Source organism: Paenibacillus sp. GYB003 (assembly GCF_036577625.1).
Lineage (GTDB): Bacteria > Bacillota > Bacilli > Paenibacillales > NBRC-103111 > Paenibacillus_AB.
This window is the reverse complement of the sequence record NZ_JARBDC010000088.1, coordinates 179,939-206,149: the sequence shown is the minus strand read 5'-3', so window position 1 is coordinate 206,149 and position 26,211 is coordinate 179,939. Positions and strand designations below refer to the sequence as shown.

Genomic DNA, 26,211 nt, shown 5'->3' with positions numbered 1-26,211 from the left:
GACTTTCCACTTTCAGAAAAGTCGGGTCCGATAGTCAACGTTTATCATTATACACAGTCGGTCGGGAATCGGTCTACCCCTAATTGCATCGGGAGAAGGAGAGGGAGAGGGAGAGGGAAAACGCGAAGCGAATCCGCCCCGATTCCGATCGAACCGGGACGGATGGCGGAGGTTGCGTTGTATGCCCTTCGGCTTCGGCGTATCCGCGAAGATTTCCAATACAAGATCATAACGTATCCGGCCTCGGCGCCGTGAACGCAACGGTACCGTCAGCGACGGTAAGGTTAAACCGTCATGCGAGCGTATACCGGTACAGCCCGAAGCTCAGCGGGCGGCCGAGCGATACGGCGATGCGGCCGTCGCCGTCCGGCTGCAGCAGGGCGGCGTCGCCGGCGAAATCGAGCCGGTCGCGCCCCTCCGAGCGGACGAGGCATTCGAGCCGCAAGGACGCGCCGCGTTCGCCCCACAGCCGGAACGAGCCGACGGCTTCGTCCGTATATTCGCGGAACGCGAGCAAATAACCTTGGCGCTCATCGACGGCGCACTGCAGCCCGGTCCAGCCGGTCCCGCACGGCTCGCTGCCGACCGGCAGCACATGGCCGCGGCTCGTCTCCGGCTTCAGCCGGTTGAACAGCGCGACCAGCGGCTCGAGCGACCGGGCGTCGTCCTCGGACAAGCCCGACAGCTCCATCCAGGCGAGCGGATTCGCGAACATCGTCGCCGCGAAGCCGTAAGCGATGCCGCATGCCGCCGGCGATAACGGGTCGTCGCCGTACAGCGCCGCATTGCGCGCCGGGTTGAGAAACTCCATTTGCAGCTTGCCCGCCGGGACGTACGGGGCGAGCATCCACAGGTTGCGCAGCGTCCAATGCGGATAATAGCTTTTGAAATCGGAATAGCGGTTTTCCAAAAACAAGCAGCCGCCCGTCGTATGGTACACATAACCGAGCCGCCGGCCGTTCGTCGTATCGAGATTGAAGTAGACGTCGCCCGACGTATGCTTCGTCATTTCGTCCAGCATGCGCAAAAACCGCGCTTCCCCGAGCTTGCTGCCGATCGAGATGCCGTCCAGCTTGAACGAACGGATGCCGAATTCGTCCCACATGTTCCGCAGCAGCTCGAAATCTTGGCGCCAGTAAGCGAAATCGTTCGTCGAGTCGGGGGAAAACCAGAGGCCGAGCTCGATGCCGAGCTCCTTCGCGCGCTTCACGACGGGAGCGAGACCGTTTGGAAACCGTTCGGGATGGACGTCCCAAAAATCGGTCGCTTTCGAATAGTAGTCCGCCCAAGTTCCGCCGGTAATGAACGAGTTGGCCGTCACGCCCTTTTGCCAGCCGTCGTCGATCTGCACGTGGGTGACGCCGAGCCGGGCCGCCCGCTCGAGTTCCTGCAGCATAAACGATTCCGATACCCGGCTGTCGCGGGAGCGGTCGCCCCACGTATTGCTCATGACGAACGTGTCGCTTTCGGGGCGGCGCGCTTCCAGGCAGTCGTAATAGCGCCGGATGAGCCGCCATTGCTCCAGCTCGCCGCCGCTATACAAGCCGACGGCGCTCCCGTAGCACTCGACCCATTCCCCGTGCTCGAGGTCCCGCTCGGAGACGCCGGAGCCGGTCACCCAGCATGCTTTGCCCGCGATATAATAGTCGCCGGCCGCACGGTTCAACTGACCGAAGGCGGTAGGGCTTTCTTTGACGAGGAGCAGCCCGTTCTTGGTCAAATTGTTGTGGACGGTCAAGAAATTGCCGTCCTGCGAGCGCTTCTCGCTGTCCGTATACAGCAGACCTTCCTCGGCGCGGACGAGATTGTTGTGGGTATCCGTCACGTCGAGCAGCGCAACCGACTTCCAGCGGCAGTGCAGTGCGGCGAGCGGAATATAGTCCGTATAGTCCGCGGGCAGCTTGGCGTTCGCGGCGGGCCCGCCTGTCGGCCGCGCTTCGTCGGCGCCGCCCGATTCGGCGGAGGATGCTTTGTACCATAACGTTTGGCGGATGACCGGGGCGTCCGGATAAACGCGAATATGCCATCGGACATCGATCGGGCCGCACTTGGCCGCAACGGTTACGAGCAAATGTTCCGGCACGCGGCCGCTAGCGACGACTCGCTGCCGGTCGACGTCGATATTCGTCGGCGGGCCCGCCAGTGCAGGATGCCGAAACGCCGGAGCGGCGCCCGCCGCTTTCGGGTCCAGCCATTCGGTTCCGGTAAGCCGGTCCGAGACGGATAAAGGAAAGACGCCGTCGGACCGGAGCGCCCATTTGCGCTCGATCCGCGAATTGCCGACGGTCAGCACGCCGTCGCGAACGTCCGCAAAGCAGGGGAATGATGGTTCGAGCTTCATGACCGTTGTCCCGCCTTTATGATAAAATATTGTTGCCGTCCTTCATACAGCAAGTGTATGAAACATCGATCGGGCGCGCAAGAGAACGATATTTCGTCATAAAGGGGTAAAATATTGCGATTACACGATAGCGCTGCGTGATCGCTTGTTTATTCGGCGGCGTCGGCCAAAGCAGACGGCCAAGGAGGGGTTTGCCTTCCTTTTGGAGAATTTAGATTTTGAAGGTAGGTTAAACGTCCTTCTATCCGGATAAATGTTCAAGGAGAACCGAAATGAACGAATTCAATGACTTTACTCGAAAATGGCTTGATCTGATCGGCAAGCCGGATCGCTATGAGTACAAGCGTCATCTGCGGCTTATTCGCAAATTCGAGACGCCCGATTTTGACGGAGAGTTGTACGAGCAAGCAAACGGGCCGGGTACGGTGCAACAGACATTATTGATGCTTCCGAAAACCGTCAACGAAAAATTGCCGGCTGTCGTCGTTCCGTTTTACTACCCCGACCGGGCGGCTGGGTATAACCTCGACACACTCGAGCCGACCGACGAACCCGGCGTTTCGATGGCTCTGCATCTTGTGCGCCGCGGATATGTTGCCGTCACAGCGGAAGCCTATCACCTGACCTACCGGGACCTCGACCTGGAACGCCAAGATTTCTCGCGTTGGCGGCTATCCGCCGACAGCCTGCTACGGGATCATCCGGAGTGGACCGGCATTGGCAAGCTGATTGCGGATACCCGGCTTCTGGTGGACCTCCTGTGCTCCGACCCTCGCGTCGATAATGAGCGTATCGGTATAGTCGGACATTCGCTTGGAGGAAAAATGGCTTTATACACGGGGTGTTTGGACAACCGGATTAAAGCGATACTATGCAGCGATTTCGGGATGGACTGGGATAGGACGAATTGGTCGGAACCCTGGTATTGGGGAGAAAAGCTCGATAAATTGAAAGCGGCCCATATGGACCATGCGGAGCTGCTCCGCATTGGCGGACTTAAGCCGTTTGTTCTGATCGCGGGACTTTACGACAACGAAGATGCATTGGACTTCATAAAGCGGGCCGGCTATACCGATTCGTCGCAGTATCTTTTCATCAATCATGCAAGCGGGCATCGTCCGCCGCTGGACGTTCTCGAACAAGGATACGATTTCTTGCAAAAAAGCTTCTAAGCTTCCGAGGTTCCGCTTTCGTACCGGAGGCTCTTTCCAAGGACAACGGTATTTCGTCATAAAGGGGCAACAGATTGTGCTGTCTTCGTTCGGTTTCCGCTACACCGATCCGAATCCCGGACTGCTGCGCATTTATACGGTCGGCCACCAGGTCGTGACCGGACCGGGCTACGATTTTCACGGGCTGAAGCGCCATGCGGAAGGGATGCTGTTTCAATATACGCTGTCCGGCACCGGCTACTTGGAGGCCGGAAACGCGCTTTATCCGGTACCGAAAGGACATGCGTTTCTGGTGGAAATCCCCGGCGACCACCGCTATTATTACGATCCGGCGAGCGGCAAGCCGTGGGAAGTGCTCTGGCTTCGTTTCGGCGGGGATACGGCGGCCCCGTATTGGCAGCAGCTGTGCGGCCGCGGCCGCGTGCTGCCGTTCGGCAAGGACAGCAAGCCGATTCGGCTGCTGTTCCAGCTGTACGGGGAGGCGAAAAGCGGGAGACTCGGCGGCGCGGTCGATCAATCGGTCCGCATTTACGAATGGCTGCTGAACGCCTGGGACGAAGCCGGCCGGGCGGGGAAATCCGAGCCGCCGCCGCATGCGGAAGCTTTTTCGGACGCGATTCGGTTCATGAAGGAGCATTACGGCCGGGCGATTGCGCTTCAAGATATCGCGGACGCCGAAAAGCTGTCGAAGTATCATTTCTGCAAGCAGTTTCGCCGGGTTGTCGGAATGTCGCCCGTCGCGTACTTGAACAAGGTGCGCATGGAGGAGGCGGTGTCGCTGCTGTCGACGACGTCGCTGTCGATCGCCGACGTCGCGCGGATGACCGGCTTCGAGACGCCCGGCTATTTTGCCAAAGTGTTCAAGCGGCTCGTCGGCGGCACTCCGACCGAATACAGGGAAAGCAAGCACGAGCCGGCCTCCTCGGTCATGCGGATTTATTGACCGGGCGTGTCTCAGGTCGCCGCCTCGGTCGATTCGGCTTGCGCTTCGCCCTCCGCGTCTTCGCGCGGCCCGATGACCAGCTCGCGGAAACGCTCTTTCCAGGCCGGCTCGGCCGCTTCGATCGCCTCGAACGTCTCCTCCGCCTTTTGCAAAAACAGCGTCTTGATCACTTCGGTATACTCGACGCAGCCCGAGTCCCGAATGTAATCCAGACAGGCGCTTTTTTGCTTCAAAAACTCGTCCCGCCCGACGGCGCCCTCGTAATAGCGGCGGATGACGGTGAACTCGCCGTCCTCGTCGCCGAGCAGGAATAAGATCGGCAGCGTCTTTTTTTTATGCAGCAGATCGTTTTTGACGTCATAGCGCAGGACGTCGCGAAGATCGTTGGCCAGCTGGGAGACGACGCCCAGGTAGCCCGCCAGCAAATCCATCTGCGGCTCGATCGACCGCGCCTCCGGCAGGCCGCCGTAGCCCATGTAATACGCCAGCTTCAGCAGCATGCACGATTTTTGCTGCACGACGGCGATGTAGTCCTGCTCGGTGACGATATCGCCGATCAGGTCGCGGTATTGGCCGTTCACCGCGTTCATTACGATCAGTGCGGCTTCGCCCGGATCGGGAAGCGGCTCTCCGGGATGCTCCGCCCGGAGCCGGCCGAGCTCGCCCAGCGTCCCCATCAGCAGCGCCATGACCGCGTTGAGCGACAGCTCGTTCGGGCACTGCATCCAGCTTTTTTCGGTATTGTCCTTATCCTGCAGGTCGTCGGCGATGTCGAGCGCCAGCACGATCAGCTCGGTCATGGCCGCGATTCGGTCGATATGCGGCGAGTCGCCGCCGAACATGAAATGGACGCGGCGCGTCATCTCGCCCCATCGCGAACGTTCCGCCGCCTTGTCGCGGACGAACGTTTTCAGCAGGTCGTTGAAGGAAGGCACCGGCACCAGCCGGTCGATCCAAAGCTCGGTTTCGCGCAAAATGGCGGCTTCCATCGTCAATGATCCTCCTGTCGCTCGGCGTATAGCGGGCTTCTCACGAATTTCTCGATCGCTTGAATGCGGCTCGATACGTCGATTTTTTCGTATATTTTTTTCAAATAATTGTCGACCGACCGCTTGCTGACGTGAATATGCTCGGCGATCTGCTCGTGCGTGGCCCCTTTGACGAGCATCGTCATAATGACGATTTCGTCGGCGGACAAATCGATAGGCTCCGCCTCGGACGCTTGCTGCCGGGTCGACAAACGCATTTGCCGGTAGATCGGAAGCGGAATCATCGTATGATCGTCCAAAATGCAGCGGACGATGTTCTGGATCGTCGTTTCGCTGGCTTCCTTCGACAAAATGCCGCTGACGCCGATTTCGAGCAAATGGTTGTACATGTCGGCCACGTCGATTCCCGTAAAAATGACGATGTGCGTGCCCGGGGAAACGCGCCGGACCCGCTCGGCGACGACGCTGCCGTAAAAGTCGGGCAAATGGTAGTCGAGGAACAGCAGATCGGGCTGGTGCTCCTCGGCGAGCGCCAGGCACCCTTCGCCGTTTGCGGCGATGCCGACGACCTCGACGCCGTCGATTTGCTCCAGAATATGTTTGGTCGCCCGGGCGACTACGGGATGGTCGTCCACGACGATCGTACGAAACGCGCGCTTCATGCCGTCAACCCTTCTTTCATCGGAAACGAGATGCGGATATCGACGCCGGAACCTTGGCCGGCTTCGAGCTCCAGTTGGCCCTGCATATGCAAAATGCGGCTGCGCAGCTGCTCCATGCCGACTCCGGACGCGCCCATATCCGGCGCGTCGAGGCTTTCGGGATCGAAGCCGACGCCGTCGTCGCGGTAGTGCAGGACGAATTTGCCGCCGAGCGTCGTCAGTCGGACATGGACGAGAGACGCTTCTGAATGTTTCTTCGCATTATTAAGCAATTCCTGCACGATTCGGAATAAATGTCGCTTAAATTCCAAATCTTTCCGCTCGATCGCCTGAACGTGCGAGGCGTCGAACTTGATTTGGAACGGACAGGAGTACGATTCCCGCTCGACGATTTTCTCGATCGTCCGCACGAGCCCGACTTCCTGCAGCAAGTACGGATTCAGGTCGAAGCAGCTTTGGCGCAAATTGACGTTGATGATCTCGATGTACTCGACGAGGCCGCGAATCGTTTCTTTCGTTTCCGCGGACAGCTCGTCTTTGGCCCCGACCGCCGCCAGCTTCCGCTTGAGGAAAAACAAATCCTGCATCGTCGTATCGTGCAGATCGGTGGCGATGCGCACCCGTTCCCGTTCCTGCAGCTCGAACGACAGCTTGCGGAACCAGTTGAAATCGCGCGCCTCCTGCTCGCCCGGCAGCTGCGAGGCGAGACGGTTCAGCTTGTCCGTCAGCTTGCGGATCAAGTAGACGTTTTCGAGGCTGACCGCGAGGTACGATATGATCAGGTTCAGCCACTGCACTTCCTCGAGCCCGAGCCGGGTGTTCGACTTTTTGCGGGTCATGACGAGAAAGCTCGTATATTCCTCGTGCCGGTTGATCTCGAAGCTCATCAGCTCCGGATGCTCGTCCGGGACGTCCTCGGCCACGAGCCGTTCGACTTCCTTCGTGTCGATCTCGCCCTCGTGGATGATTTCCGTGCTGTCGCGGTATTTGAACACGATCGCTCCGCCGTACACTTGCAGCGTATTGACGATATCGAGGAGAATGAGGTCTTTCAGCTCGCGGAAGCTGAACGTCGACGTCAAATCTTTCGATATTTTTTTGAGCGCCGCCTGCAGCAAATGTTTGCGGGGGAACATGAACCGTTCCAGTCGCGTGTACATGTATTCGATCGAGTAAAGGAAGAAGGTGAAAATGATCAGGACAACGCAAAACGAAAATAAAAATTGTTTCAAGCTGTAAGCTTCCTGGAAAATCAAAGCATTCAATATAACGACAAGCGTACTAGGCAGAATGGCGAGAATGATGGTAAATAGAATGCGCCGCATTACGATCTGAATGTCGTATAATTGTCTTGTCAGCATTAAATAAGCAAAGGATAGTGGGAAAATAAGCACAAACCATCCGGTATACAGAGAAGAAATGATCTCCGCTTTCGAAAAAATTCTTGGTACGAACGAAGAGATGACGATCGGACTGAACGAAGCGAGCAGCGCGATCCAAACAAACCGTATAACGGTCGACAAATAAGAGTTTTCATTTCGATGCTCGATATATAGCTTGATGAGCAGCCCGAAAACGTACATCGTACAGAGAATGAAAAAGACGATGCTTGCTACGGAAGTTAATTGGTATATGTCATAGACGTGCACGTCCTTGAAGAAGAAAGACAATCGTACGATGAAATTTAATAGAACGATCGAATACATATATTTCAATAAATAGGAAGGAAGCTGCTTGTCGCCCTTTTCCTTAAAAAAGACGATCAGGAAGTGCAAAAATAATACGGGAACAAGCAGAAGAAAACAAGTTATCATGATCTTCCCCAATGCATCACCGCGTATGGACGCAATTAAGCCCAAAAACGTGCCCCCGACGCTTAAAAAAACATATGCGAGCAGCTTGGCGGAAACGGAGTTCGGAATTTTTCTCAACAAAATAGCGGCGATAACCAAACAAATCGTTTCGGCAACCAGAGGAAGAAGAGTAAACTGAAGCGGGTTATTGACATTTTTCGTTGATAACGTTATTCGCTCATTGTTCCTTGCGATTTCGACCGCATCGGCCTGCTCGAGTGATCTCCATTTCAGGACCGTTTTAAATTCATTTGCAGGAATTCCGTCAATCGCAACGATCTGATCCCCTAAGCGAATGTCGATTTTGTTTTGAATGCCGTCGGGATCGAAGGTCGAAACGACCCACTCTCCGGATTGATTTTGCTCGAGATTCACGCCCATATAAGGATAACGAATATTTAAATAAATAAACCAGCTTTGGACCAGTATAAATCCTACTATGCTGACTATTAAAATCAGTCGTGTTTTTTTCATAAAATTCTCCTTTTTTCGTATTTTTATGATACAATATTCCTAGATTTAAAAATTAGGAGGGGTACATATGCAAACTGTAGTTTGGTCTACGGAAATCGGTTTTGCCGTAAGAAGCGGTAAAAAGAACAATTCCCTTGTAAACGGTGTCATCGCGAAACAAAGCAACCTCCTGCAGTCCGAAATCAAAGCGATCAAGAAGGCAATCGGTACGAAATCCAAAGAAGTCAAACAGTGGTGGGACTAATATCTTAAGTAGCAAAACCTTTCAAAAGAGATTGTATACTAGGTATACAGTCTCTTTTTTTATTCATTGCAGGAAGGAAGATGGTTCGACATTAATTGCTTCCTTCCGCCCCATACCCGTCCCCGCCATGAAAATCCGCGACTTCGCGCGCAATCTTCGCAATTAGCTGACGCAGTTCGACAGGCTCCAAAATCCGTATGGACTTCCCAAACGACATCAAGTAGCGGGCAAAATAGCCGTTCATCCCCGTAAAGTCAATCGTCATCGTCAGTTCCGTTCTCGTCTGCGACACGATCCGGTTGCGTACGAACCAATTGTCGCAAAGCATGGAGATGACGTGCTCCTCGCCTTGCAGCCGAACCGTCCGCTCCTCATCCGGATCCGCGGGGTAATGCCCGAAATCGAACCGGTCCTCCATAAACTCGCGCAGCGAAAAGGAAGTCGGCCGCTCGAACGTTTCGTCGGACGTTTCCGCGGAAACGATCCGGTCCGCGCGGAAGACGCGCATATCGTCGCGAAGATGGCAGTGCCCGATCAAATACCATTTGAACATCCGGTGCACGAGCCCGTACGGATTGACGCTCCGCTCCTCCGCCTCGGCTCCTTTCCATTTCTCGTAACGGATGCGAACCGTCCGGCCGCTCGCTACGGCGCGTTCCAGCTCCTGCAGCAGCTGCTCGTCCACCTGGAGGGAGCTCGGCTGCATCACTTCGAAGCCGGTCGTATGCCGCTGCAGCTGCTCCATCTGCTCCTCGCTCAGCCGGCTTTGCATTTTGCCGGTCGCCTGGCGGAGCGGCTCGATGTACGGGTAGCCGGCCTGCTCGGCGAAGCGCCCCGCATGCACCATCGCCTTCAGTTCGTCGATATTGAAAAAGAGAGGCGCGTCCCGGAACGTCGAAGGCAGGCGGTAGCCGCCGCCGTGTCCCGGTTCGGCTTCGACCGGCACGCCGCTCATGCACAGGGCGTCGATGTATCGGTATACGGTTCTTACGCTCGTTTCCAATTGTTCGGCAAGTTGTTCCGCCGTCATGCGGCTTCTCGATCTGAGCAGCCACAGCACGGTCAATAGCTGATCCGCTTTCGCCATATCGTTAATCCGATCCTTTGCTATGAAAATGATGCCATAGCATCATTATACCGTGTTTTCGACGGAATCACGGTTGTTTTTTGTCGAATTGGGGTGCACCCGGCATATTTCTTACCGATAGAGCGATTGCGAACCCGACTCGCAGCCAATACCGTCCCGTCCGGTGTGCGGGGCGGCTGTTTCGTCCGTTTGCTTCGCCCGATCTTGCGGCCGATCCGTATGGTTTGGATCAGGATCGGCAGGAGAGACGAATCCCTCACAGATGGTCGAGCTTCAGCTGCATAAGGCTAACGAACTCAGCGGTCGTTATTCGCCCCAAATGCGGCCGTTTGAAATTGTAACGAATTCCAGTAACGTTATTGCCGGCGAAACGGATCATTTTCTCCATTTTTAGGCTCAATAACGATGTCAGGGTTCGTTACAAATTCGGATCAGCCGTTTTCCTGCGAATAAGCTTATCAGGATTCGCTAGCAGCGGCGGCGCTAACCTCTACCCGCTCGGTAACGAAGCCGGGGAGCCGCAATTCCGGATCTGTTGCATTCGAATGCAAATCGATTTGCGTTCGAATGCAACAAGTTTGCGCTGACGCCGGACCGATTTCTGGGTAACATAGGTGTATATAAATGGAAGTCGTGTCATCAGTCATGCTGCACGATGACAGCTTGGGAGGGACAAATGATGAAGGTAAGTCAAGGAGACGAGCGTTTCTTTGAACTGGCGATTCAAACCGTGTTGCACAATAACAAGCACCGCCTCACTTTGCCGGCCGATGTCGGAGAGCGCGATTTGTTTTTGCAGGACATGTCCCGTGAAATATTGCAGAAAGCGCAGACGTTCAAGCGTATAACGGATACGGCGATCCGCGAACTGGAAAGCGATCCGAACGCTTTGCTATGGGAGGGTGCGCGATGAGATTGCTGAAGGACGAGCATCTGGTCGAGTGCTATATCCGGTCGGTACAGTGGAAGCTCGACGAAGATTTTATTCAGATTTTGCGCAAAGAAATCGAGAAAAGGAAGCTGCAATTACCGGTCTGCCTTCCTTGACGATATAACAAAGCCCGATCCACGGCGGATCGGGCTTAATGTTTAAGCTCCGCGTCGTTTCGCGGGGCTTCGCTCATACGCGCAGCATGCTGCGGCATTTATCGGCGTCGAGCAGGTTGCCGACGTAAAACGCGCCGAATTCGCCGAAACGGGCGCTCGCCTCGTCGAAGCGCATTTCGTAGACGAGCTTTTTGAACGTCAGCGGATCGTCCGCGAACAGCGTCACGCCCCATTCCCAGTCGTCCAGGCCGACCGACCCGGTAATGATCTGCTTGACGCGTCCGGCATAGCTGCGCCCGATCATTCCGTGGCTGCGCATAAAGCCGCGGCGCTCCTCCATGCTGAGCATATACCAGTTGTCTTCGCCGGAGCGGCGTTTGTTCATCGGGTAGAAGCAAATATGTTTCGTTTTCGGCAAAATCGGCTTCAATCGCGCCGCCACTTCCGGATCTTCCATCGGATCGATGCCCGGCTTCGCCATGTAGCTGCTCAGCTCGACGACGGATACGTACGAATAAACCGGAATCGTATATTGGGCGAAAGCCGATTTATTGAACGCATTTTCCAGCTCGTTCAGCTCGTCCAACGTTTCGCGCAAATGCATGAAGACGAAATCCGCCTTCTGGCCGACGATCGAATAAAAAGCGGTGCTTCCTTTCTTCTGCTGCTCGATGCCGTTCCATTCGCTCAGCATCGTCTGCAGCTCGTCCTCCGCTTTGGTGCGCTCGTCCGCGGAAAGCCGCTTCCAGGCGTTCCAATCGATCGCGCGAAAATCGTGCAGGGCGTACCAGCCCTCCAATGTTTGTACCGCTTCGCTCATAGGTCAAAGGCTCCTCTCTGAGTAGGTCCGTTTCGATGGATCGGGCTTTCGTCCTTCATTGTATCGAATCGGCCGCCGATGGGCAAATGAGGAAGGGAAAACGCGCCTCCGCCGCCGCGGCGGGAAGGCGCCGCTCAACCGTTGACGAGCATGGGCTGAATCGGACTGTCGTCCGGTATCAGGTCCTGCAGCGAATAGACGGAAATCGGGAACATCGGGAAGCCGTACACATACGGCGTAATTTCGTACAGCTGAAAATAGACGACGAGCGCTTTGTCGGCCACGTAAAAGTCCTGGTCGGGACGAATCGAGACGAACGGCTCCAGCGTTTCGATGCCGCGTTCCGCGATTTGCGCCTTCACGATGCCGGATATGCGCCGGACGTAATCGCCGCCTTTCGCGAACAAGTCCGCCAGCGCATATGACCGGCCGGTCCGGATGTCGAACGTCAGCGAATGGATGAGCGTCAAGCCGTGGGCCGCATGCTCCGTATAGCCGTAAATGTTCAAGGCGACGCTGAGCAGCCCCCGTTCGTTCGTCTTGATTTCGTAAAAGCCGCTGATTTCCGTCGTCTTCGAATTCGGGACGTACCCGAGCTGTTTCAGCATCGACTGCACTTCGCCGGCGATCGCGTTGTTCATGATCGTCTGCGCCGCCGCGTCCGGCGCGTTTACGATTCGCGGGACGTACAGGTCGAGCTTCGGCCCGACCCGGTGCACGGTTTGGATCTGCAGCGGCAGCGTATACGGTTCGTTCAGCATGGGCGTTCCTTCCTTTCGGTTCGGTTTCGCTGGGGGGATGTGCGAAAGCCTATAATAGTCCAGCGTATTCCGCACCGGGCGCGGGCGTTACCGTTTATCGCGGCGAAACGTATGACGTTTTCCTGACAATGACGGGAAGGCCTTTACTTCGAATCCCGTTTCCACTACAATGGACGTGAAAGTTTCGGGAATGGCCTCGGGAGGGAATACCGTGATCGACATCATCCAGCTCGTCATTTTGATGGTGCTCGTCTTCGTGCTCATGTTCGGCATCGGCTTCATTTTCAACATGCTGCTGAAAACGACCCATTTTCCCATTTATTTGTATTTCGCCGCGGTGATCGGCATGCTCGTCTATTGGGCGTGGAATTCCGATTCGCTGCTGGCCCACCTGGCCGGACTGAAGTTCGGCGAATATTTGCTGTTCGTCTGCGGTCTCGCAGGCGCGATATTGAGCGGCAAAACGATCCAGGCGCTGCGGGTGCGCGGCTACAAAATGTTTTGAGACGAAGCTTCTCCGTTTGCGGGGAAGCTTTTTTTCTGAAATAAATGCGAGCCTTCCGGGGAATCGTACAAAGGAACATACGACATTTTCCTTTGGAGGGAAACATCTATGCCGATCGCGGCGATCAACGGGGCGCACATCCATTACGAGGTCCACGGCAAAGGAACGCCGATCGTGTTCATCCACCCGCCGCTGCTCACGAGCGCCAATTTCCGCTACCAGCAGGTGCAGCTGGCGGGCGAGTTTACCGTCGTGACGTTCGACATACGCGGACACGGGCGAAGCGGCGCATCCGACGCTCCGCTGACGTACGCCCTCATCGCGGAAGACATGAAGCGGCTGCTCGACGATTTGGGCATTCCGAAAGCGTTCGTTTGCGGCTATTCGACGGGAGGATCGATCGCGCTCGAGGCGATGCTGAACTACCCCGACCGGTTCGTGGGCGGCATTCTCGTCAGCGCCATGTCCGAAGTGAGCGACCTCGTCCTCAAAAGCCGGATTCGCCTGGCGAGCTATTTGTCCAAAACGAAGCCGATGACCCGGCTGCTTATGTGGGCGATCGCCTGGGGGAACGCGGACAGCGGGCTGACGTTCCGCAATTTGCTGAAGGATGCCGTTCGCGGAAACATGGCGAACATTCACCAATATTACAAATACAGTCTGAACTATAACTGCACGGGCCGTCTTAGGGAATTGAAGGCTCCGGTGCTTCTTCTGTGCGGAGGGAAAGACCGGGGCTTCAAGCGGTACCGACGCAAGCTCGAGAAGATGCTGCCGAATTGCGAGACGGTCGAATTGGACGAAAAGCATCAAATTCCGACAAAAGCCGCGCTCGCGATGAACGAAAGCATCCGGCGCTGGATCCGGTCCGTACGCCCCGGCATCGACAAGCCGAGGACGGCGGCGGACGCCCCCCGGCCGGACCCGTCAATGGCGCAAATGCTGCTTCCCGGCGCGGATTCCGAGGCGCAGCGGCAGCCGGAAATCCATACGTAAGGCGAAACAAAAGCCCGGACGCCCGGAAAGCGGTCCGGGCTTCGTCGCGTCCGGCCGGACATTTTTTGCTAGATTCGAAGCGCAAGGTTTTCGACACGCTCGGGTCGATTTTATGATAGAATAGAGAAACGGATTCGATCATCCGTCCCGAGTTGCCCCAGGCAGGAATGGAGACACGTTCATGCGCATTACGAATCTATTGCATTTTACGGAAAATCACCGGTTTTGCGTGTACCGGGATTTTGCGCTCAGCGGACTCGATTACCGGGTGCTGGCCGGTATTTATTCGCCGATGATCGGCGGGTTCGCGATCAGCGTCTACCAGACGCTCTATCAGCAAGTTTCCGGCGACCGTACCGGCTTCTCGGAGTTGGAGCAGCAGCGGAAGCTGTTTCTGGCGCTCGACCTCGAGCCCGGCGAGCGGGGACGCAAGCTGCTGGCGGAGCAGGCGTCGAAGCTGGAAGCGATCGGTCTTCTGCAGACGAACCGCAAATATTCGCCGGCGGCCGACGACTACATGTACGAGTACGTGCTGAGCGGGCCGCTCACGCCGCAAGAATTTTTCAAAAACCAGCATCTCGTCATGCTGCTGCACGATAAGGTCGGCAAATACGCGGTATTGTCGCTGCGGGAGCAGTTTTATTCGCCCGAACCGGAGGAAATGCAGGATCCGGGGCTGTTGTCGGAAGATTTGTCGGTGCCGTTCTACGAAATATTCCGGCTCAATACGCAAATGTTCGACCACGAGCTGGAGCAGGCGCTGCAGGAGACGGCGCCGGCCCGGGAGACGGAGCGTCATCTCGACGTCACGTCGAAGGCGTTCCACTACAGCGAAATCATCCAGCGGTTTCCCCGAGGCACGTCCCGCAATCGTCCATTCGTCGAAAATTTGCGCCACAACCCCGATCAAATGTTCGAAATTAACAAGATCGCCCGCAAATTCAACTTATCGCTGCGCGAAACGTGCAGGCTGCTGGACGAAGACGGCATGTTTACCGAGGACGGCAAGCTCGAGGTCGATATGCTGCAATATAAAGCGAACTTATATTTTCGCCAGGACAAGGACCGCGAGCAGGAGCGGGAGCGGCTGTTCCACAAAATCGCCGGCATGGCGAGGTCTTCCCCGGGAGACGCGATCGAGGAAAAGCCGGTGGAGATGGAATATTACCTCGAAGTGCCGCCGATGTTCATGAATCAGTGCAACCAGCACCAGTACAACCTGATTATGCGCAACGAGCCGTACACGAAGGTGCTCGAACGGTTTTTCCAGAAAGGGTCCGTCCCGAAGACGGTGTCCGAAATTTTCGAGAAAATCGACGTCAACTACCGGATGCCGGACGAAGTGATCAATGTCATGATCCACCATCTGCACGTGTACAAGGAATCGTCGTGGACGAAAAATTATATCGATACCGTCGCCTCCAACATGCTGGCGAAAGGAATTTCGAGCTACGAACAAGCAGTCGCCTACATACGCGAACAGACGCTCAAACGGAAGCAGCGCTCCGGCAAAGCGGAGGGCAGGTCCGGAACGCTTGCCGGCAAAAGCCGCGGCATGCGCCAGCAAAAGCCGAAAATCGCGATCATTACCGACATACCCGCGCAAAAGCCGGTCAGCGAGGAGAAGCTGGCGGAAATTCGCAAGCTGGCCCGCGAAATCGACGGCAAAGGCACTTGACGTTGACTTTGGCTTTGACAGGCCGCGGCTTCGGGCCGCATTTCGCGCGGCGGCCATTCTGAACGGGAGACGAACGAAAGGAGCGTGCCGATCGACATGGAATCGTTATCCGACGTGCTCGGCCAGTGGCGAAGCGCCTCGTTCGCCCGGGCGGCCGAACAAAAAACGAAGCTGCTTCTGGAAGATCCGCTCGTTCGGAAGCTGCGCGCCGCCCATCCGGAGCTGGACGACCATACGGTCAAGCTCAACATGAACAAGCTGTACCAGTACGTGACCGAGCATCGCAACTGCTCGAATTGCCCGGGGCTCGAGCAATGTCCGAACGATTTCGAAGGGCATTATACGATGATCGCGGTCGAATCGGTCCAAGGCCGGACGTACGTTCACGACCGGAAGGTGACGTGCCGGAAGCTGATCGCGCAGCAGGCGCAGGACGCGATCCGGGGCCGGATTCGCAGCTTCTACATCGACAACACGGCGCTGACGCACGGCTATTCGACCGACGAAATCGTGGACATCGATCCGGAGCGGGTGGAGGCGGTCGGCGCCATTCTGAAATATATTCGCCGGACGCAAGCCGAAGGGCTGCAGCGGGAAGGGCTGTATTTGGTCGGCCCGTTCGGCACCGGCAAAACGTTTCTCATGTGCTACATGCTGTACCAGCTGGCGAAAAGCGGCCATACCGGGGCGATCGTCTACATGCCGGACTTCGTCGAAGATTTGAAGTCGATGTTCGCCGAGCCGCAGCGGATCAAGGAGACGATCGAGCTGCTGAAGGAAACCGACCTGCTCGTGTTCGACGACATCGGCGCGGAAAATTTGAACCCGTGGGTGCGCGATCACGTCATGGGCGCGATACTCAATTACCGGATGAACCGGAAGCCGACGTTTTTCACGTCCAACCACGAACCGGACGAGCTGGAGAAGCATTTCAGCTTTACGAGCAAGGACGGGGACGAGGAGTATAAAGGACAGCGGATTATGGACCGGATTCGGCCGTTCGTCGACGTGATCGTCGTCAACGGGACGAACAAGCGGGGGAAGGCGGGGAGCTGAAGCCCCCGTTTTTTTTGTCCGGCTTTGAAATCGGATTCCGACTGCAGTCCATGACAATCCAAGGAGGCCGATTTCAACAGCGGTCGAGCCCTTTCCCATGCCCTCCTTACGCGCAAACGAAACGGATACGCCAAAGACCCGAGGCAGAGCCTCTGGTTTTTTTTGGTTTAACTTCGCTAAAGCAAAGTGTGACATTCTTTAACAGAATAAGCTACTGCTAAAACACGGATGTACATCACCGAAAGGCTTCGAGCGCATGCTTTTCTTATGTGCCGAAAGTTCTAGTTTCGCCGGAGTGACAGCGTGTGTCCATGCGTTCGTGCGTCCGTGCCTGCGTTCGGGTGCGGGTTTGTTCGCCCGTGCATTCGGCGTTCGTTCTGGCGTCCCGATATGGGTCGGTTACGGCGATAGTGAACCGAATTTCATTGTTAACAAACGCGACGGCGCTATTGGTGCGAAAAACGAGATTTCGGGCGATCTATGAACGCAAGTTCACTATTGCCGAATTTAAGTTCGGTAATAGTGAAATGCAGGGTACTATCGTCGGATTTCCTCGAACTAGATGGCAAATAAGCAAATCTCGTTCACTATTAATAAAATATGTTTCGTTAGTGTGTCTCCGACAAAATCGATCTCCCCCGGATGCAGCCTGACGACGGGCGCTCGGTGCATGGCTCCGTCCCTTTGACGCTGCTCGATTCGTGGCGGGCAGTTTTTTTTATCTGCCGAACGCGTCGATCGCTTCGCCGAATGCCGCCTTGCAGGCGTCGAACGTATAGCGGACCGATGAAAGCATTTTTTTGCGGAAACAATCATTTTGTGCAAACCTTGGTCATTTCATGAATGGTGCCCCTGCGGCGGCTCCGACTATAATGAGGGTATGCTTGAAGGCGTCGACATTTTGGGAGCGAAGGAGCCGCGCCATGAATTCGATCCGGACGATTAACGAACTGCTCGTCCGCCCGCTGTCTGTCGCGGACCGCTGGTGCGTGCACAGCTATTATACGGTGAGTCCTTATGCGCCGGACGGTTCGGGACGGGTGCTGATGGCGGGCGGGAATTTGGAGACGCAGACCGGCGAAGTATTGATTGTATCGAGCGGCGGCCGGGTGCTCGACCGATTCGGCCGCGCCGCTCTGCATTCGGGCTATTTCCATACCGGGTATTGGCAAACATGGAGTCCGGACGGCAAATACGTGTATTACCAAAGCGGGTCGCTTGACAAGCCGCTAATCGTCCGGCGGGAGTTGGCGAGCGGCGAGGAGCTGGTGATGGAAGGCGATATGGGGGCCGAGATGAGGCAGGGATGAGCTTGTGGTCGAATTTGGACGGCGGATACAGCATGCCGGAGTACGAGCGCACCCGTCCTGCCTGCTCAGCCCGGAGGCGAAAAATTTGCCCGCGGGGCGGAGCGATCGAAATCGACGAGCATCCGACGATCGCGTTGGGCGTCCTGCTGCAGTGATCAAGCGGCGGGGAGAATAAGGCCGCTTCGGGCGTGGGAGGAATTGTAAGCGAATCGGATTAATACTTAGTTGTTTCCTGCATGTCGTGCGATGCCGCAAACGGATAGAATGGAGCAGTAGGTTGTTGGGACCGATCGCGGTACACCCGTCCGACCGGTCTGCCCGAAAAGAAACAAATGTTATCAATGCAAGAAGGAGGCTCGATTCGTTTGCGAAACAGAAAAAGCAGGATGGCATTGGCGGTTCCGCTCGTGTGCGCAACCACTCTCATGCTTGGCGCTTGCGGATATGGAAACGCTTCCACGGACACGCCGCCGGGGACATCTAACGTCCCGAAGGCGGACGATTACAACGAAGCGGCGGAACTGGCGTTTTTCGGCAACTCGCAGCAATCGCAGGAATATTTCGACCGCTATTACGGGGAACCGGTCCGCAAAAAGTTTCCGAACTACAAGCTGACTTACATCCGGGTGGACCCGAACAACAAAGCGACGACGCTGCCCGAGCTGGTGGCGGCCGGCACGACGATCGACATTTATTACGCGACGATCGGCAACTTCGAAAGCGCTTTACTGGATTACGGCTTGCAGGTGGACATTACCGACTGGATGAAGACGGAAGCGATCGACACGAGCAAGTTCGAACCGACGCTGCTCGAGGCGATGAAGGTCAACACGGGCGGCCCGATTTACGGCTTGCCGGTTCAGAGCAATGTTGAAGCGCTTTATTACAACAAGGACTTGTTCGGGAAATTCGGCGTGCCGTACCCGAAGGACGGTATGACGTGGGACGAAGCGGCCGAGCTGTCCAAAAAAATGACGCGTTTCGACGGCGACCGGCAATATTACGGCTTCGCCACGACGTTCAGCCACATTTTGCGCGCCAACCAGCTGTCGCTAGCCCGGGTGGACAAAGTGACCGGCAAGCCGCTGATCAATACCGACCCCGGCTGGAAAACGCTGTACGAAACGCTGCTCGGCAAAATGATGGGCGGCGAGGCATACAAGCAAAGCTTTCTTCAAGGGGGGGCGCTTAACGGCATCAACAGCTTTATCAAAGATCAAAACGTGGCGACGCTCGCCTTTTTCGCGCAGCTTTATTTGACCAACCCGACGGAGCTTTCGACGATGAACTGGGATTTGGTTTCCTTACCCGCCTTCAAGGAAAAGCCCGGCGTAAGCTCTCAGCTGTACCCGATGTTTTTCGGCCCGACCAAGATGGCGAAAAACAAAGATGCGGCGCTCAAGGTGATCAAGTTTATGGTGTCCGAGGAATACCAGATCGCGCTCGCCCGCAAAGGCTGGATGTCCGTCCTCACTGCGGACAAGGTGCGCAACGAATATGCGCAGGATACGCCGTTCAAGGACAAAAACTACAAGGCGCTGTTTATGAACAAGCCGGCGCCGATCGTATACACGCCCGCCATCGATCCGAGCCTAATTAATATTAACGTCAATACCGCGCTTTCGATCCTGAAAGGCGAGGCAGACATCAATTCGGCGTTCCGCACCGCCGAGCAGGCTTCGCAGAAGGCGATCGACGAATACAACGCCAAAAGCGGCAAATAAAGCGCTTAACCGAAACGGATAACCGGCTGCCGTCCTGCAGTCGGTTCCGTTTTCTGTGGCGCAAATCGTTCGGCGCATCGGCCGAAGGCGGAAGCCTATTTCAAGGCGCTGTCGGCGGCACTGCTGCCGCACCAGTCCAAACGCACGGCTGTGGCTTTTCCACGGAGCTCAGCTGTCCGGGCTGCCTGTGTCCGGGCGTACGTCACGCTTAAGCTGCCGCACCGCGACGAGGTACACAGCTTCGCGCCGCTTATGTTCGCGCTTGTGGAGGCGTACCGCAACGGCATTTACGATTTGCCGCGATAATCCGGTTTCGCTGGGGCGGCCGTCTCCCCAGGGAACGCCGCCTACCCCCTGATGTACCGGGACGGCGATTCGCCCGTCAGCTGCTTGAACAGCCGGCTGAAATAATAAATGTCTTGGAAGCCGACGGACAAAGCGGCTTCGGTCACGTTGCATTCGCCGCTCATCAGCAAATCTTTCGCCTTGTTGATGCGGATATGGTTTTGGTATTGCACCGCGGTCATGCCGGTAATTTTTTTGAACAGCAGCCGGAAATGGGAGGGGCTTAACCCTGTCTGCCGCGCCAGCTCGGCGATGGAGAAATGGTCCGTGTAGTGGGCGAGAATGTGGTTGGTCGTTTGCTCGATCGCATTGTAATGCGCCGAGCCGTGCGTCTGCCGATCCCGCTCGCGGATCATCGCGTACAGGATGTTCATAATGAGGCTTTTGCATTGGATCGTAAAACCGTTGCGCTTGCCGGTCCACACCTGGTTGAATTCGGTGAAAATCGTCTGCAGCTTGTACAGCTGCGGGCTGCGAATGACGTAATCGAACCGGTCGAACAGCTCGCGGGCTTGCTCGTTTTGGAAACGAACGTCGAAGGTGATCGTATAAAACGACCACGGATTGTCCGGATTGGAATGGGCGGAGCGAACGAGTCCTTTCGGGAAAAACAGCAGGTCGCCCTTGCGTACGGTATGCTCGGTACCGTTGAACCGATAAATCGCCTCGCCGCTTTTGCAGAAGGCGATAATGTAAAAATTGTGGTAGACGAGTCCGTCGATTCTCCATTCCGGATTCGCCTCGCGTTCGTTAAAATACTCGATTTCGGAAATATAAAAATCGTAATCGTTTTGTACGGAGATGACGGACATCGTTACACCGTCCCCATCATGACGTTTTTTTAATTATAGCATCCCGTTTCATCATTTTGTGCAAATTCGCGCTTGACGGAGGGATATCCGACATGAATATGGATTGTCTGAACGAGAAACGCGGCAAACGGGAGCCGAAGCCGTTTCCGATACCCGACATATAACGATATCTTATATTTGGTAATCGAGGAGCGATATGCTTCTCAACCGCCGGTTGATTGACACATACAAAAAAAGCCCTTTCGCCTGCATCGGGCGAAAGAGCTTTTTACTCGTACGGTCGCGGCATAAAACCGCGCGTCATTTTAAACGAACAGTTCAATGATCGTAGCTACGAGCGCAACGAGAAAGAAAAATCCGAACGTGGCGCCGAAGCCGATCGCGACATCGAGAAAATCGTTTCTCGGTTCTTCGTTAATATGCATTCTAGGGTCCGTCATTCCATGTTCCTCCCGAGCTTGGCAAAATTGGCTATGTTCAGTATACCGAATCGCCGAATGGGTTGTAAAGGAAAACAAGTGACAAAACTTCAAACATTGCGCCGGCGAACCCCGAACGCATTTTTCGCCGGGCAAGAAACCTCCCGGGGCGAAGCCGTCCCGAGCGACCGTATCCTTGTTCCGGCATAGTATGCGCGGGATGCGTGCGGAATATGTTTTCAGTTATGAAACGGGTGCGACTTGTGGTATACTTTACATGTTGGACAAAATTAATTAAAATAATTATAGTGACACACTTTTTGTTAGTACAAGGGAGGACAATTCGATGGCTATCGTTACAGTTTCCGACCAATCGTTCAAAAGCGAAGTCGAGAGCGGCGGAACGGTTCTTGTAGATTTTTGGGCTCCGTGGTGCGGACCTTGCAAAATGATCGCCCCGGTGCTGGAAGATTTGGATAAAGAAGTCGGCGAGCAGCTGAAGATCGCCAAGCTGAACGTGGACGACAACCCGGAATCGGCTTCGCGCTTCGGCGTCATGAGCATCCCGACGCTGATCGTCTTCAAGGATGGCCAGCCGGTCGACAAAGTGGTCGGCTTCCAGCCGAAGGACGCGCTGAAAAACGTCGTAGGCCGTCATCTGTAATCGCGATACGTACCGGCCGGAGCGGGATTGTGCGAACAGTCCCGCTCGTCGTATAATTGGATAAGGAACGAACGGGAGTTCCGTTTCGCGTTTGCGACAACGGAGCTTTTTTTGTACGGTCGGGGTGTCGGGGTTACCGAAGGAGGGGTGAAGCATGACGGAAGAGCGAGGCGGGGGAGCGGACAAAATCGCCGAAGCGATCAAGCGCAAGCTGGCGCTGCTGCCGGACAAGCCGGGCTGCTACTTGATGAAAAACCGCGACGGCACGATCATCTACGTCGGCAAGGCGAAGGTGCTCAAAAACCGGGTGCGGTCGTACTTTTCCGGCAGCCACGACGGCAAGACGCAGCGCCTCGTCGCGGAAATTTGCGATTTCGAATATATCGTCACGGCCAGCAACATGGAGGCGCTCATTCTCGAGTGCAACCTGATCAAGCAGCATCATCCGCGCTATAACGTCCTGCTCAAGGACGACAAGTCGTTTCCGTATATCAAGATTACGCATGAGAAGCATCCGCGCCTCGAGGTGACGCGCAGAGTGCTGAAGGACAAAGGCAAATATTTCGGCCCGTACCCGAACGCCTTTGCGGCGCAGCAAACGAAAAAGCTGCTCGACCGGCTGTATCCGCTGCGCAAATGCAACACGCTGCCGGATCGCGTCTGCTTGTACTACCATCTCGGCCAGTGCGTCGCGCCTTGCGAGTTCGAGGTGCCGGCCGGCGAATACGAGCGGATGGTGCAGGAAATTACCCGCTTTTTGAACGGCGGTCACGAAGCGATCAAGGAAGAGCTGACACGCAAAATGACCGCGGCCGCGGAGGAGCTGAACTTCGAGCGCGCCAAAGAGCTGCGCGACCAGATCGCGGGCATCGACGCGCTGATGGAGAAGCAGACGATCACGATGAACGACGCGGTCGACCGCGACGTGTTCGGCTACGCCGTCGACAAGGGCTGGATGTGCGTGCAAATTTTGTACATGCGCCAAGGCAAAATGATCGAGCGTCACGTCTCGCTGTTCCCGTACTACGGCAACGAGTACGACGATTTCATCACGTTCGTCACGCAGTATTACAGCGATAATCCGGCGATGCCGAAGGAAGTGTTTTTGCCGGCCGGGACGCAGCGGAAGCCGGAGCAGCCGGCCGGACACGCCGAAGCCGCGGCGACGGTGCGGGAGGGCGCGGCCGAATACGGCGAGGGCGAGGCTGAGGCGGCTTCGATCGCGGAGCGGCCGGACGAGGGTGAGGACGGCGCCGACGGAAAGGCGAAGGAGCGGCAGGCCGATCCCGAGGTCGCCGAGCTGCTCGAGAAATGGCTGCACATCAAGGTGCACCTGCCGCAGCGCGGCAGGAAAAAGCAGCTCGTCGGCATGGCGTGCGACAACGCCCGCGTCGCGCTCGAAGAAAAGTTCCGCTTGATCGAACGGGACGAGGAGCGGACGGTGAAAGCGGTCGAAAGTCTCGGCGAATGGATCGGCCTCGGCGCCGTCCGCCGCATCGAGGCGTTCGACAACTCGAACATTCAAGGCGCCGACCCGGTTTCGGCGATGGTCGTATTCGTCGACGGCAAGCCGGACCGGAAAGAATACCGCAAATACAAAATACGGACCGTCAAAGGTCCGGACGATTACGAGACGATGCGCGAGGTCGTGCGGCGGCGGTACGAGCGCGTGCTGAAGGAAGGGCTGCCGCTGCCGGATCTCGTCGTCGTGGACGGGGGGCGGGGCCAAATATCGGCGGCGATCGACGTGCTCGAAAACGAGCTCGGCCTGTACATTCCGGTATGCGGTCTCGTCAAGGACGCGAAGCATAAGACGGCGCAGCTGATGATGGGCGATCCGCCGGAGGTCGTGCCGATTCCGCGCGACAGCCAGGAATTTTACTTGCTGCAGCGCATCCAGGAGGAAGTGCACCGGTTCGCCATTTCGTTTCACCGCGAGACGCGGGCGAAATCGATGGTCGTTTCGCAGCTGGACAGCATCCCGGGGATCGGGGAGAAGCGGCGCAAGCTGCTGCTGAAGCATTTCGGCTCGCTGAAAAAAATCAAGGAGGCGTCCGTCGACGATTTCCGGCCGATCGGCATCGGCGACAAGCTCGCCCGCGACATATTGGCCGCGCTGCACGGGCCGGACGAATCGGCGGATGCCGCCGAATAGCGCGCAGGTTCGCGCCCCGGGATCGAAAGTGCTCCGCCGGTTCGCCTGACGCATCATAGCGGAACCGATTTCCGTCACTACGCAATTTTCCCGGCATTTTCGTTAAAATAAAGAAAAAAAATTCCGCTATTCCGACCGATTCCGGCTTCAAACAGCCGAATAGGACGAAATAGCGGATTTTTTTCGTTTGCCGAGGTTAACGCAGCGTATGGGGCCGAATTAGCGGAAATCGGTTCCGCAACTCCGGCACGCATACCCGACCGACGCCATTCGCCGCCGCTAGGTCCGAAAATCCGAAACGCCCCGCCGCGCGATAAACCGCCGGTGCAGCATCCGGAGCAGCACGGCCAGCAAGGCCGGCGAAACGATGTAAACCAAGCCCAGCGCGATGTCCGCGGCCGTGCCGATGTTCATCAGCGAGAAGCTCATGAGCAGGCTGTCCATGACGGCGTGCGCGAACAGGACGGTCGCGAAGCCGTATTTCAAAAACGCGTATCCGAGCAAAACCCCGAGCGCCGTCACTTCGACGAATCGCGTATATACCGGATAGATCGGATATTGCGTATGGCTGAACGCCCAGATCATGCTCGGCACGAGCACGGCGAGAAACGTGCTGCGCAGCAGCTTCTTGAAAAGCGCGATGCCGAAAAAGCGGTATATCGCTTCTTCGGATATCGCGGCCGTCCACGCCATGAGCGGAAACAGCTCCGGCCTGTACAGGTTGTACAGCGAGCCGGACGGATCGGTCACCGCCCACATGTCGAACCGCTGCTCGGCTACGAAAAACAGCAGCGATTGCAGGCCGAGCATCAAGCAGGCGATCATATAGCCCCGCTTCATGCTATCCGTCGTATGAACGCCGAACGCCGGCTCCCGCCATCTCGGCCACGGGCGCATGCCGTGATCGCGCCATAGCGGCTGCCCGGCGGCGAGCGAAACGTAGCCGATCAGCCCCATCAAGGTGACGACGACGTTCATGACGATTACCATGCCGGGCGCGGCGTCGACGGACAAAAACGGATCGGCTCCGGGCGACGACAACGTTTTGAAGGCGGGCGCCATATTGGAATTGTTCGTCCAGTACAGGACGAGAAACGTAAACGTCAGCCACAAGCCGCGGACGAAGGCGATCCGTTTCCGGTGGACGATCATGAGAACGATCGCCGCGAGGCCCATCGCCGCCGAAATGATCAGGTTCCACGACGTCATGGACGCCGCGGCGCGATCCTGCCGCTCGACCCAGGCGATATGGCTGTCCGGCGCGCGCAGCTCCGTCCGGTACGCGGTCACCTCGCCGCCGCGAATTTCGACGACCTGCCGCAGCTTCGCCTCCCCGAGCTTCGCGCTCCGATGCTCGAACGCGAACTGATAAGGCTGAGTCTTGTTCGGCAGCAGCATCTCGTACGACTCCAGCGGCTTGCCCGCCTGACGCATATACGATTCGGCGATGCGGCGACCTTCGCGCACGGAAGGCGCCGCGCCGTCGCTGCGTTTTTGCCAGCCGATCACTTCGCCGCTCTTCAGGTCGACGTCGACCAAAAAGCCGGTTTTCCCGCCGCCTCCGAGCTCGACCCGGTAATAGTCGATCGGCACGAGCTTCTCGAACTCCGCTTTATACGGCTTGACCAGCCGCTCCTTCTGCACGTAGCCGCTCAGCAGCTGATCGGATTCGTACATGACGAGCGTCGCCTGCACGGACCCGCCGTTTAGGCCGGCTATGTAGGCTTCGGCCGCCGCCGCGGCCGCCTGCTTCGAGAGGGCGGGGCGCGTTTCGGCGATGACCGCGGATTCGTCCTTCCCCGCGATCGACGGCCACCAGTTCGTAACGACGAACAGGATGATGCCGACGATCGCCCACGTTCCGAGCCGGGTAATAGGGTGCTGCCGCATGCGTGACCTCCCCGCGAATAAGGTTCCGTATCGTATCCCCGCAAGCGCCTTCGATCGAAGCGAACCTCGAAGGCCCGAATTTTGGGGCGTTCTCCTTAACGTAACACACTTTATTTCGAAATGCCACTTAAACGGAAGCAAGGAAGGTGCCGACCGCGAAAACGGTCCGACACGCTCCGGAATTTGACTTCATTCGCGTTTTCAACGGTTTTTTCATGAAATTGCGGCTTTGTACTATTGCCGCCGCAGGATTATAATCACTTC

24 protein-coding genes are annotated in these 26,211 nt (G+C 56.6%); 14 read left to right on the top strand and 10 right to left on the bottom strand.

Annotated elements, in window-relative coordinates:
- Positions 1 to 292: 292 nt before the first annotated feature.
- The gene (locus tag PV407_RS28455) at positions 293 to 2,341 is read right to left on the bottom strand and encodes an alpha-galactosidase (protein ID WP_332093387.1); all 2,049 of its coding nucleotides are present in this window, start codon (positions 2,339 to 2,341) and stop codon (positions 293 to 295) included.
- Between the two features lie 272 nt (positions 2,342 to 2,613).
- On the opposite strand from PV407_RS28455, the gene PV407_RS28450 reads away from it, so the two are divergent.
- A complete protein-coding gene (locus PV407_RS28450) occupies positions 2,614 to 3,513 on the top strand; it encodes an alpha/beta hydrolase family protein (protein ID WP_332093386.1) in 900 nt (299 codons plus the stop codon).
- A 76-nt stretch (positions 3,514 to 3,589) separates the two neighbouring features.
- A complete protein-coding gene (locus tag PV407_RS28445; RefSeq protein WP_332093385.1) occupies positions 3,590 to 4,456 on the top strand; it encodes an AraC family transcriptional regulator in 867 nt (288 codons plus the stop codon).
- A gap of 11 nt (positions 4,457 to 4,467) precedes the next feature.
- Here PV407_RS28445 and PV407_RS28440 read toward each other — a convergent pair whose 3' ends face one another.
- The 3 genes from PV407_RS28440 to PV407_RS28430 are packed head-to-tail and all read right to left on the bottom strand — an operon-like array spanning position 4,468 to position 7,339.
- The gene (locus tag PV407_RS28440; protein ID WP_332093384.1) at positions 4,468 to 5,445 is read right to left on the bottom strand and encodes a polyprenyl synthetase family protein; all 978 of its coding nucleotides are present in this window, start codon (positions 5,443 to 5,445) and stop codon (positions 4,468 to 4,470) included.
- Positions 5,446 to 5,447: 2 nt separating this feature from the next.
- Positions 5,448 to 6,107: a response regulator transcription factor gene (locus PV407_RS28435; protein WP_332093383.1), complete on the bottom strand. Its 660-nt coding sequence runs from the start codon at positions 6,105 to 6,107 to the stop codon at positions 5,448 to 5,450.
- Entirely contained in the window at positions 6,104 to 7,339 is a 1,236-nt protein-coding gene (locus PV407_RS28430) for a sensor histidine kinase (protein WP_332093382.1), read from the bottom strand. Before PV407_RS28430 ends, PV407_RS28435 begins: the two co-directional genes overlap by 4 nt.
- 1,162 nt (positions 7,340 to 8,501) lie before the next feature.
- On the opposite strand from PV407_RS28430, the gene PV407_RS28425 reads away from it, so the two are divergent.
- Entirely contained in the window at positions 8,502 to 8,678 is a 177-nt protein-coding gene (locus PV407_RS28425) for a hypothetical protein (RefSeq protein WP_332093381.1), read from the top strand.
- A 91-nt stretch (positions 8,679 to 8,769) separates the two neighbouring features.
- Here PV407_RS28425 and PV407_RS28420 read toward each other — a convergent pair whose 3' ends face one another.
- Entirely contained in the window at positions 8,770 to 9,765 is a 996-nt protein-coding gene (locus tag PV407_RS28420; protein WP_332093380.1) for a helix-turn-helix transcriptional regulator, read from the bottom strand.
- Between the two features lie 679 nt (positions 9,766 to 10,444).
- On the opposite strand from PV407_RS28420, the gene PV407_RS28415 reads away from it, so the two are divergent.
- Both PV407_RS28415 and sda read left to right on the top strand, forming a co-directional pair.
- Positions 10,445 to 10,678: a hypothetical protein gene (locus PV407_RS28415; protein WP_332093379.1), complete on the top strand. Its 234-nt coding sequence runs from the start codon at positions 10,445 to 10,447 to the stop codon at positions 10,676 to 10,678.
- Positions 10,675 to 10,812 (top strand): sporulation histidine kinase inhibitor Sda, encoded by a 138-nt coding sequence (gene sda, locus PV407_RS28410; RefSeq protein WP_332093378.1) that lies wholly within the window; start codon positions 10,675 to 10,677, stop codon positions 10,810 to 10,812. Before PV407_RS28415 ends, sda begins: the two co-directional genes overlap by 4 nt.
- Positions 10,813 to 10,885: 73 nt before the next feature.
- Here sda and hemQ read toward each other — a convergent pair whose 3' ends face one another.
- A complete protein-coding gene (gene hemQ, locus PV407_RS28405) occupies positions 10,886 to 11,632 on the bottom strand; it encodes a hydrogen peroxide-dependent heme synthase (RefSeq protein WP_332093377.1) in 747 nt (248 codons plus the stop codon).
- A gap of 134 nt (positions 11,633 to 11,766) precedes the next feature.
- A complete protein-coding gene (locus PV407_RS28400) occupies positions 11,767 to 12,393 on the bottom strand; it encodes a DUF3298 and DUF4163 domain-containing protein (RefSeq protein WP_332093376.1) in 627 nt (208 codons plus the stop codon).
- Between the two features lie 190 nt (positions 12,394 to 12,583).
- On the opposite strand from PV407_RS28400, the gene PV407_RS28395 reads away from it, so the two are divergent.
- From PV407_RS28395 to PV407_RS28365, 7 genes are all read left to right on the top strand, one after another.
- Entirely contained in the window at positions 12,584 to 12,898 is a 315-nt protein-coding gene (locus tag PV407_RS28395; protein WP_442951721.1) for a YuiB family protein, read from the top strand.
- Positions 12,899 to 13,006: 108 nt separating this feature from the next.
- Positions 13,007 to 13,894, top strand: a complete 888-nt coding sequence (locus tag PV407_RS28390) for an alpha/beta fold hydrolase (RefSeq protein ID WP_332093374.1) — start codon at positions 13,007 to 13,009, stop codon at positions 13,892 to 13,894.
- A gap of 181 nt (positions 13,895 to 14,075) precedes the next feature.
- Positions 14,076 to 15,572, top strand: coding sequence for a DnaD domain protein (locus PV407_RS28385; protein WP_332093373.1), 1,497 nt, complete (start codon positions 14,076 to 14,078; stop codon positions 15,570 to 15,572).
- A 96-nt stretch (positions 15,573 to 15,668) separates the two neighbouring features.
- On the top strand, positions 15,669 to 16,628 hold the full coding sequence (dnaI, locus tag PV407_RS28380; protein ID WP_332093372.1) for a primosomal protein DnaI: 960 nt from the start codon (positions 15,669 to 15,671) through the stop codon (positions 16,626 to 16,628).
- A 923-nt stretch (positions 16,629 to 17,551) separates the two neighbouring features.
- Positions 17,552 to 17,938, top strand: a complete 387-nt coding sequence (locus PV407_RS28375) for a hypothetical protein (protein WP_332093371.1) — start codon at positions 17,552 to 17,554, stop codon at positions 17,936 to 17,938.
- Positions 17,935 to 18,093: a hypothetical protein gene (locus tag PV407_RS28370; protein WP_332093370.1), complete on the top strand. Its 159-nt coding sequence runs from the start codon at positions 17,935 to 17,937 to the stop codon at positions 18,091 to 18,093. The genes PV407_RS28375 and PV407_RS28370 overlap by 4 nt, the downstream gene beginning before the upstream one ends.
- A 210-nt stretch (positions 18,094 to 18,303) precedes the next feature.
- On the top strand, positions 18,304 to 19,662 hold the full coding sequence (locus tag PV407_RS28365) for an ABC transporter substrate-binding protein (protein WP_332093369.1): 1,359 nt from the start codon (positions 18,304 to 18,306) through the stop codon (positions 19,660 to 19,662).
- A 347-nt stretch (positions 19,663 to 20,009) separates the two neighbouring features.
- Here the strand turns inward: PV407_RS28365 and PV407_RS28360 are convergent, their stop codons facing one another.
- The gene (locus PV407_RS28360; protein WP_332093368.1) at positions 20,010 to 20,819 is read right to left on the bottom strand and encodes a helix-turn-helix transcriptional regulator; all 810 of its coding nucleotides are present in this window, start codon (positions 20,817 to 20,819) and stop codon (positions 20,010 to 20,012) included.
- A gap of 305 nt (positions 20,820 to 21,124) precedes the next feature.
- Positions 21,125 to 21,259 (bottom strand): YqzM family protein, encoded by a 135-nt coding sequence (locus PV407_RS28355; protein ID WP_332093367.1) that lies wholly within the window; start codon positions 21,257 to 21,259, stop codon positions 21,125 to 21,127.
- A 325-nt stretch (positions 21,260 to 21,584) separates the two neighbouring features.
- Between PV407_RS28355 and trxA the strand changes: the two genes are divergently transcribed.
- Both trxA and uvrC read left to right on the top strand, forming a co-directional pair.
- The gene (gene trxA, locus PV407_RS28350) at positions 21,585 to 21,902 is read left to right on the top strand and encodes a thioredoxin (protein WP_332093366.1); all 318 of its coding nucleotides are present in this window, start codon (positions 21,585 to 21,587) and stop codon (positions 21,900 to 21,902) included.
- 154 nt (positions 21,903 to 22,056) lie between these two features.
- Positions 22,057 to 24,057 (top strand): excinuclease ABC subunit UvrC, encoded by a 2,001-nt coding sequence (gene uvrC / locus PV407_RS28345; RefSeq protein ID WP_332093365.1) that lies wholly within the window; start codon positions 22,057 to 22,059, stop codon positions 24,055 to 24,057.
- Between the two features lie 279 nt (positions 24,058 to 24,336).
- Here uvrC and PV407_RS28340 read toward each other — a convergent pair whose 3' ends face one another.
- Entirely contained in the window at positions 24,337 to 25,947 is a 1,611-nt protein-coding gene (locus tag PV407_RS28340) for a CPBP family intramembrane glutamic endopeptidase (protein ID WP_332093364.1), read from the bottom strand.
- Positions 25,948 to 26,211 lie beyond the last annotated feature (264 nt).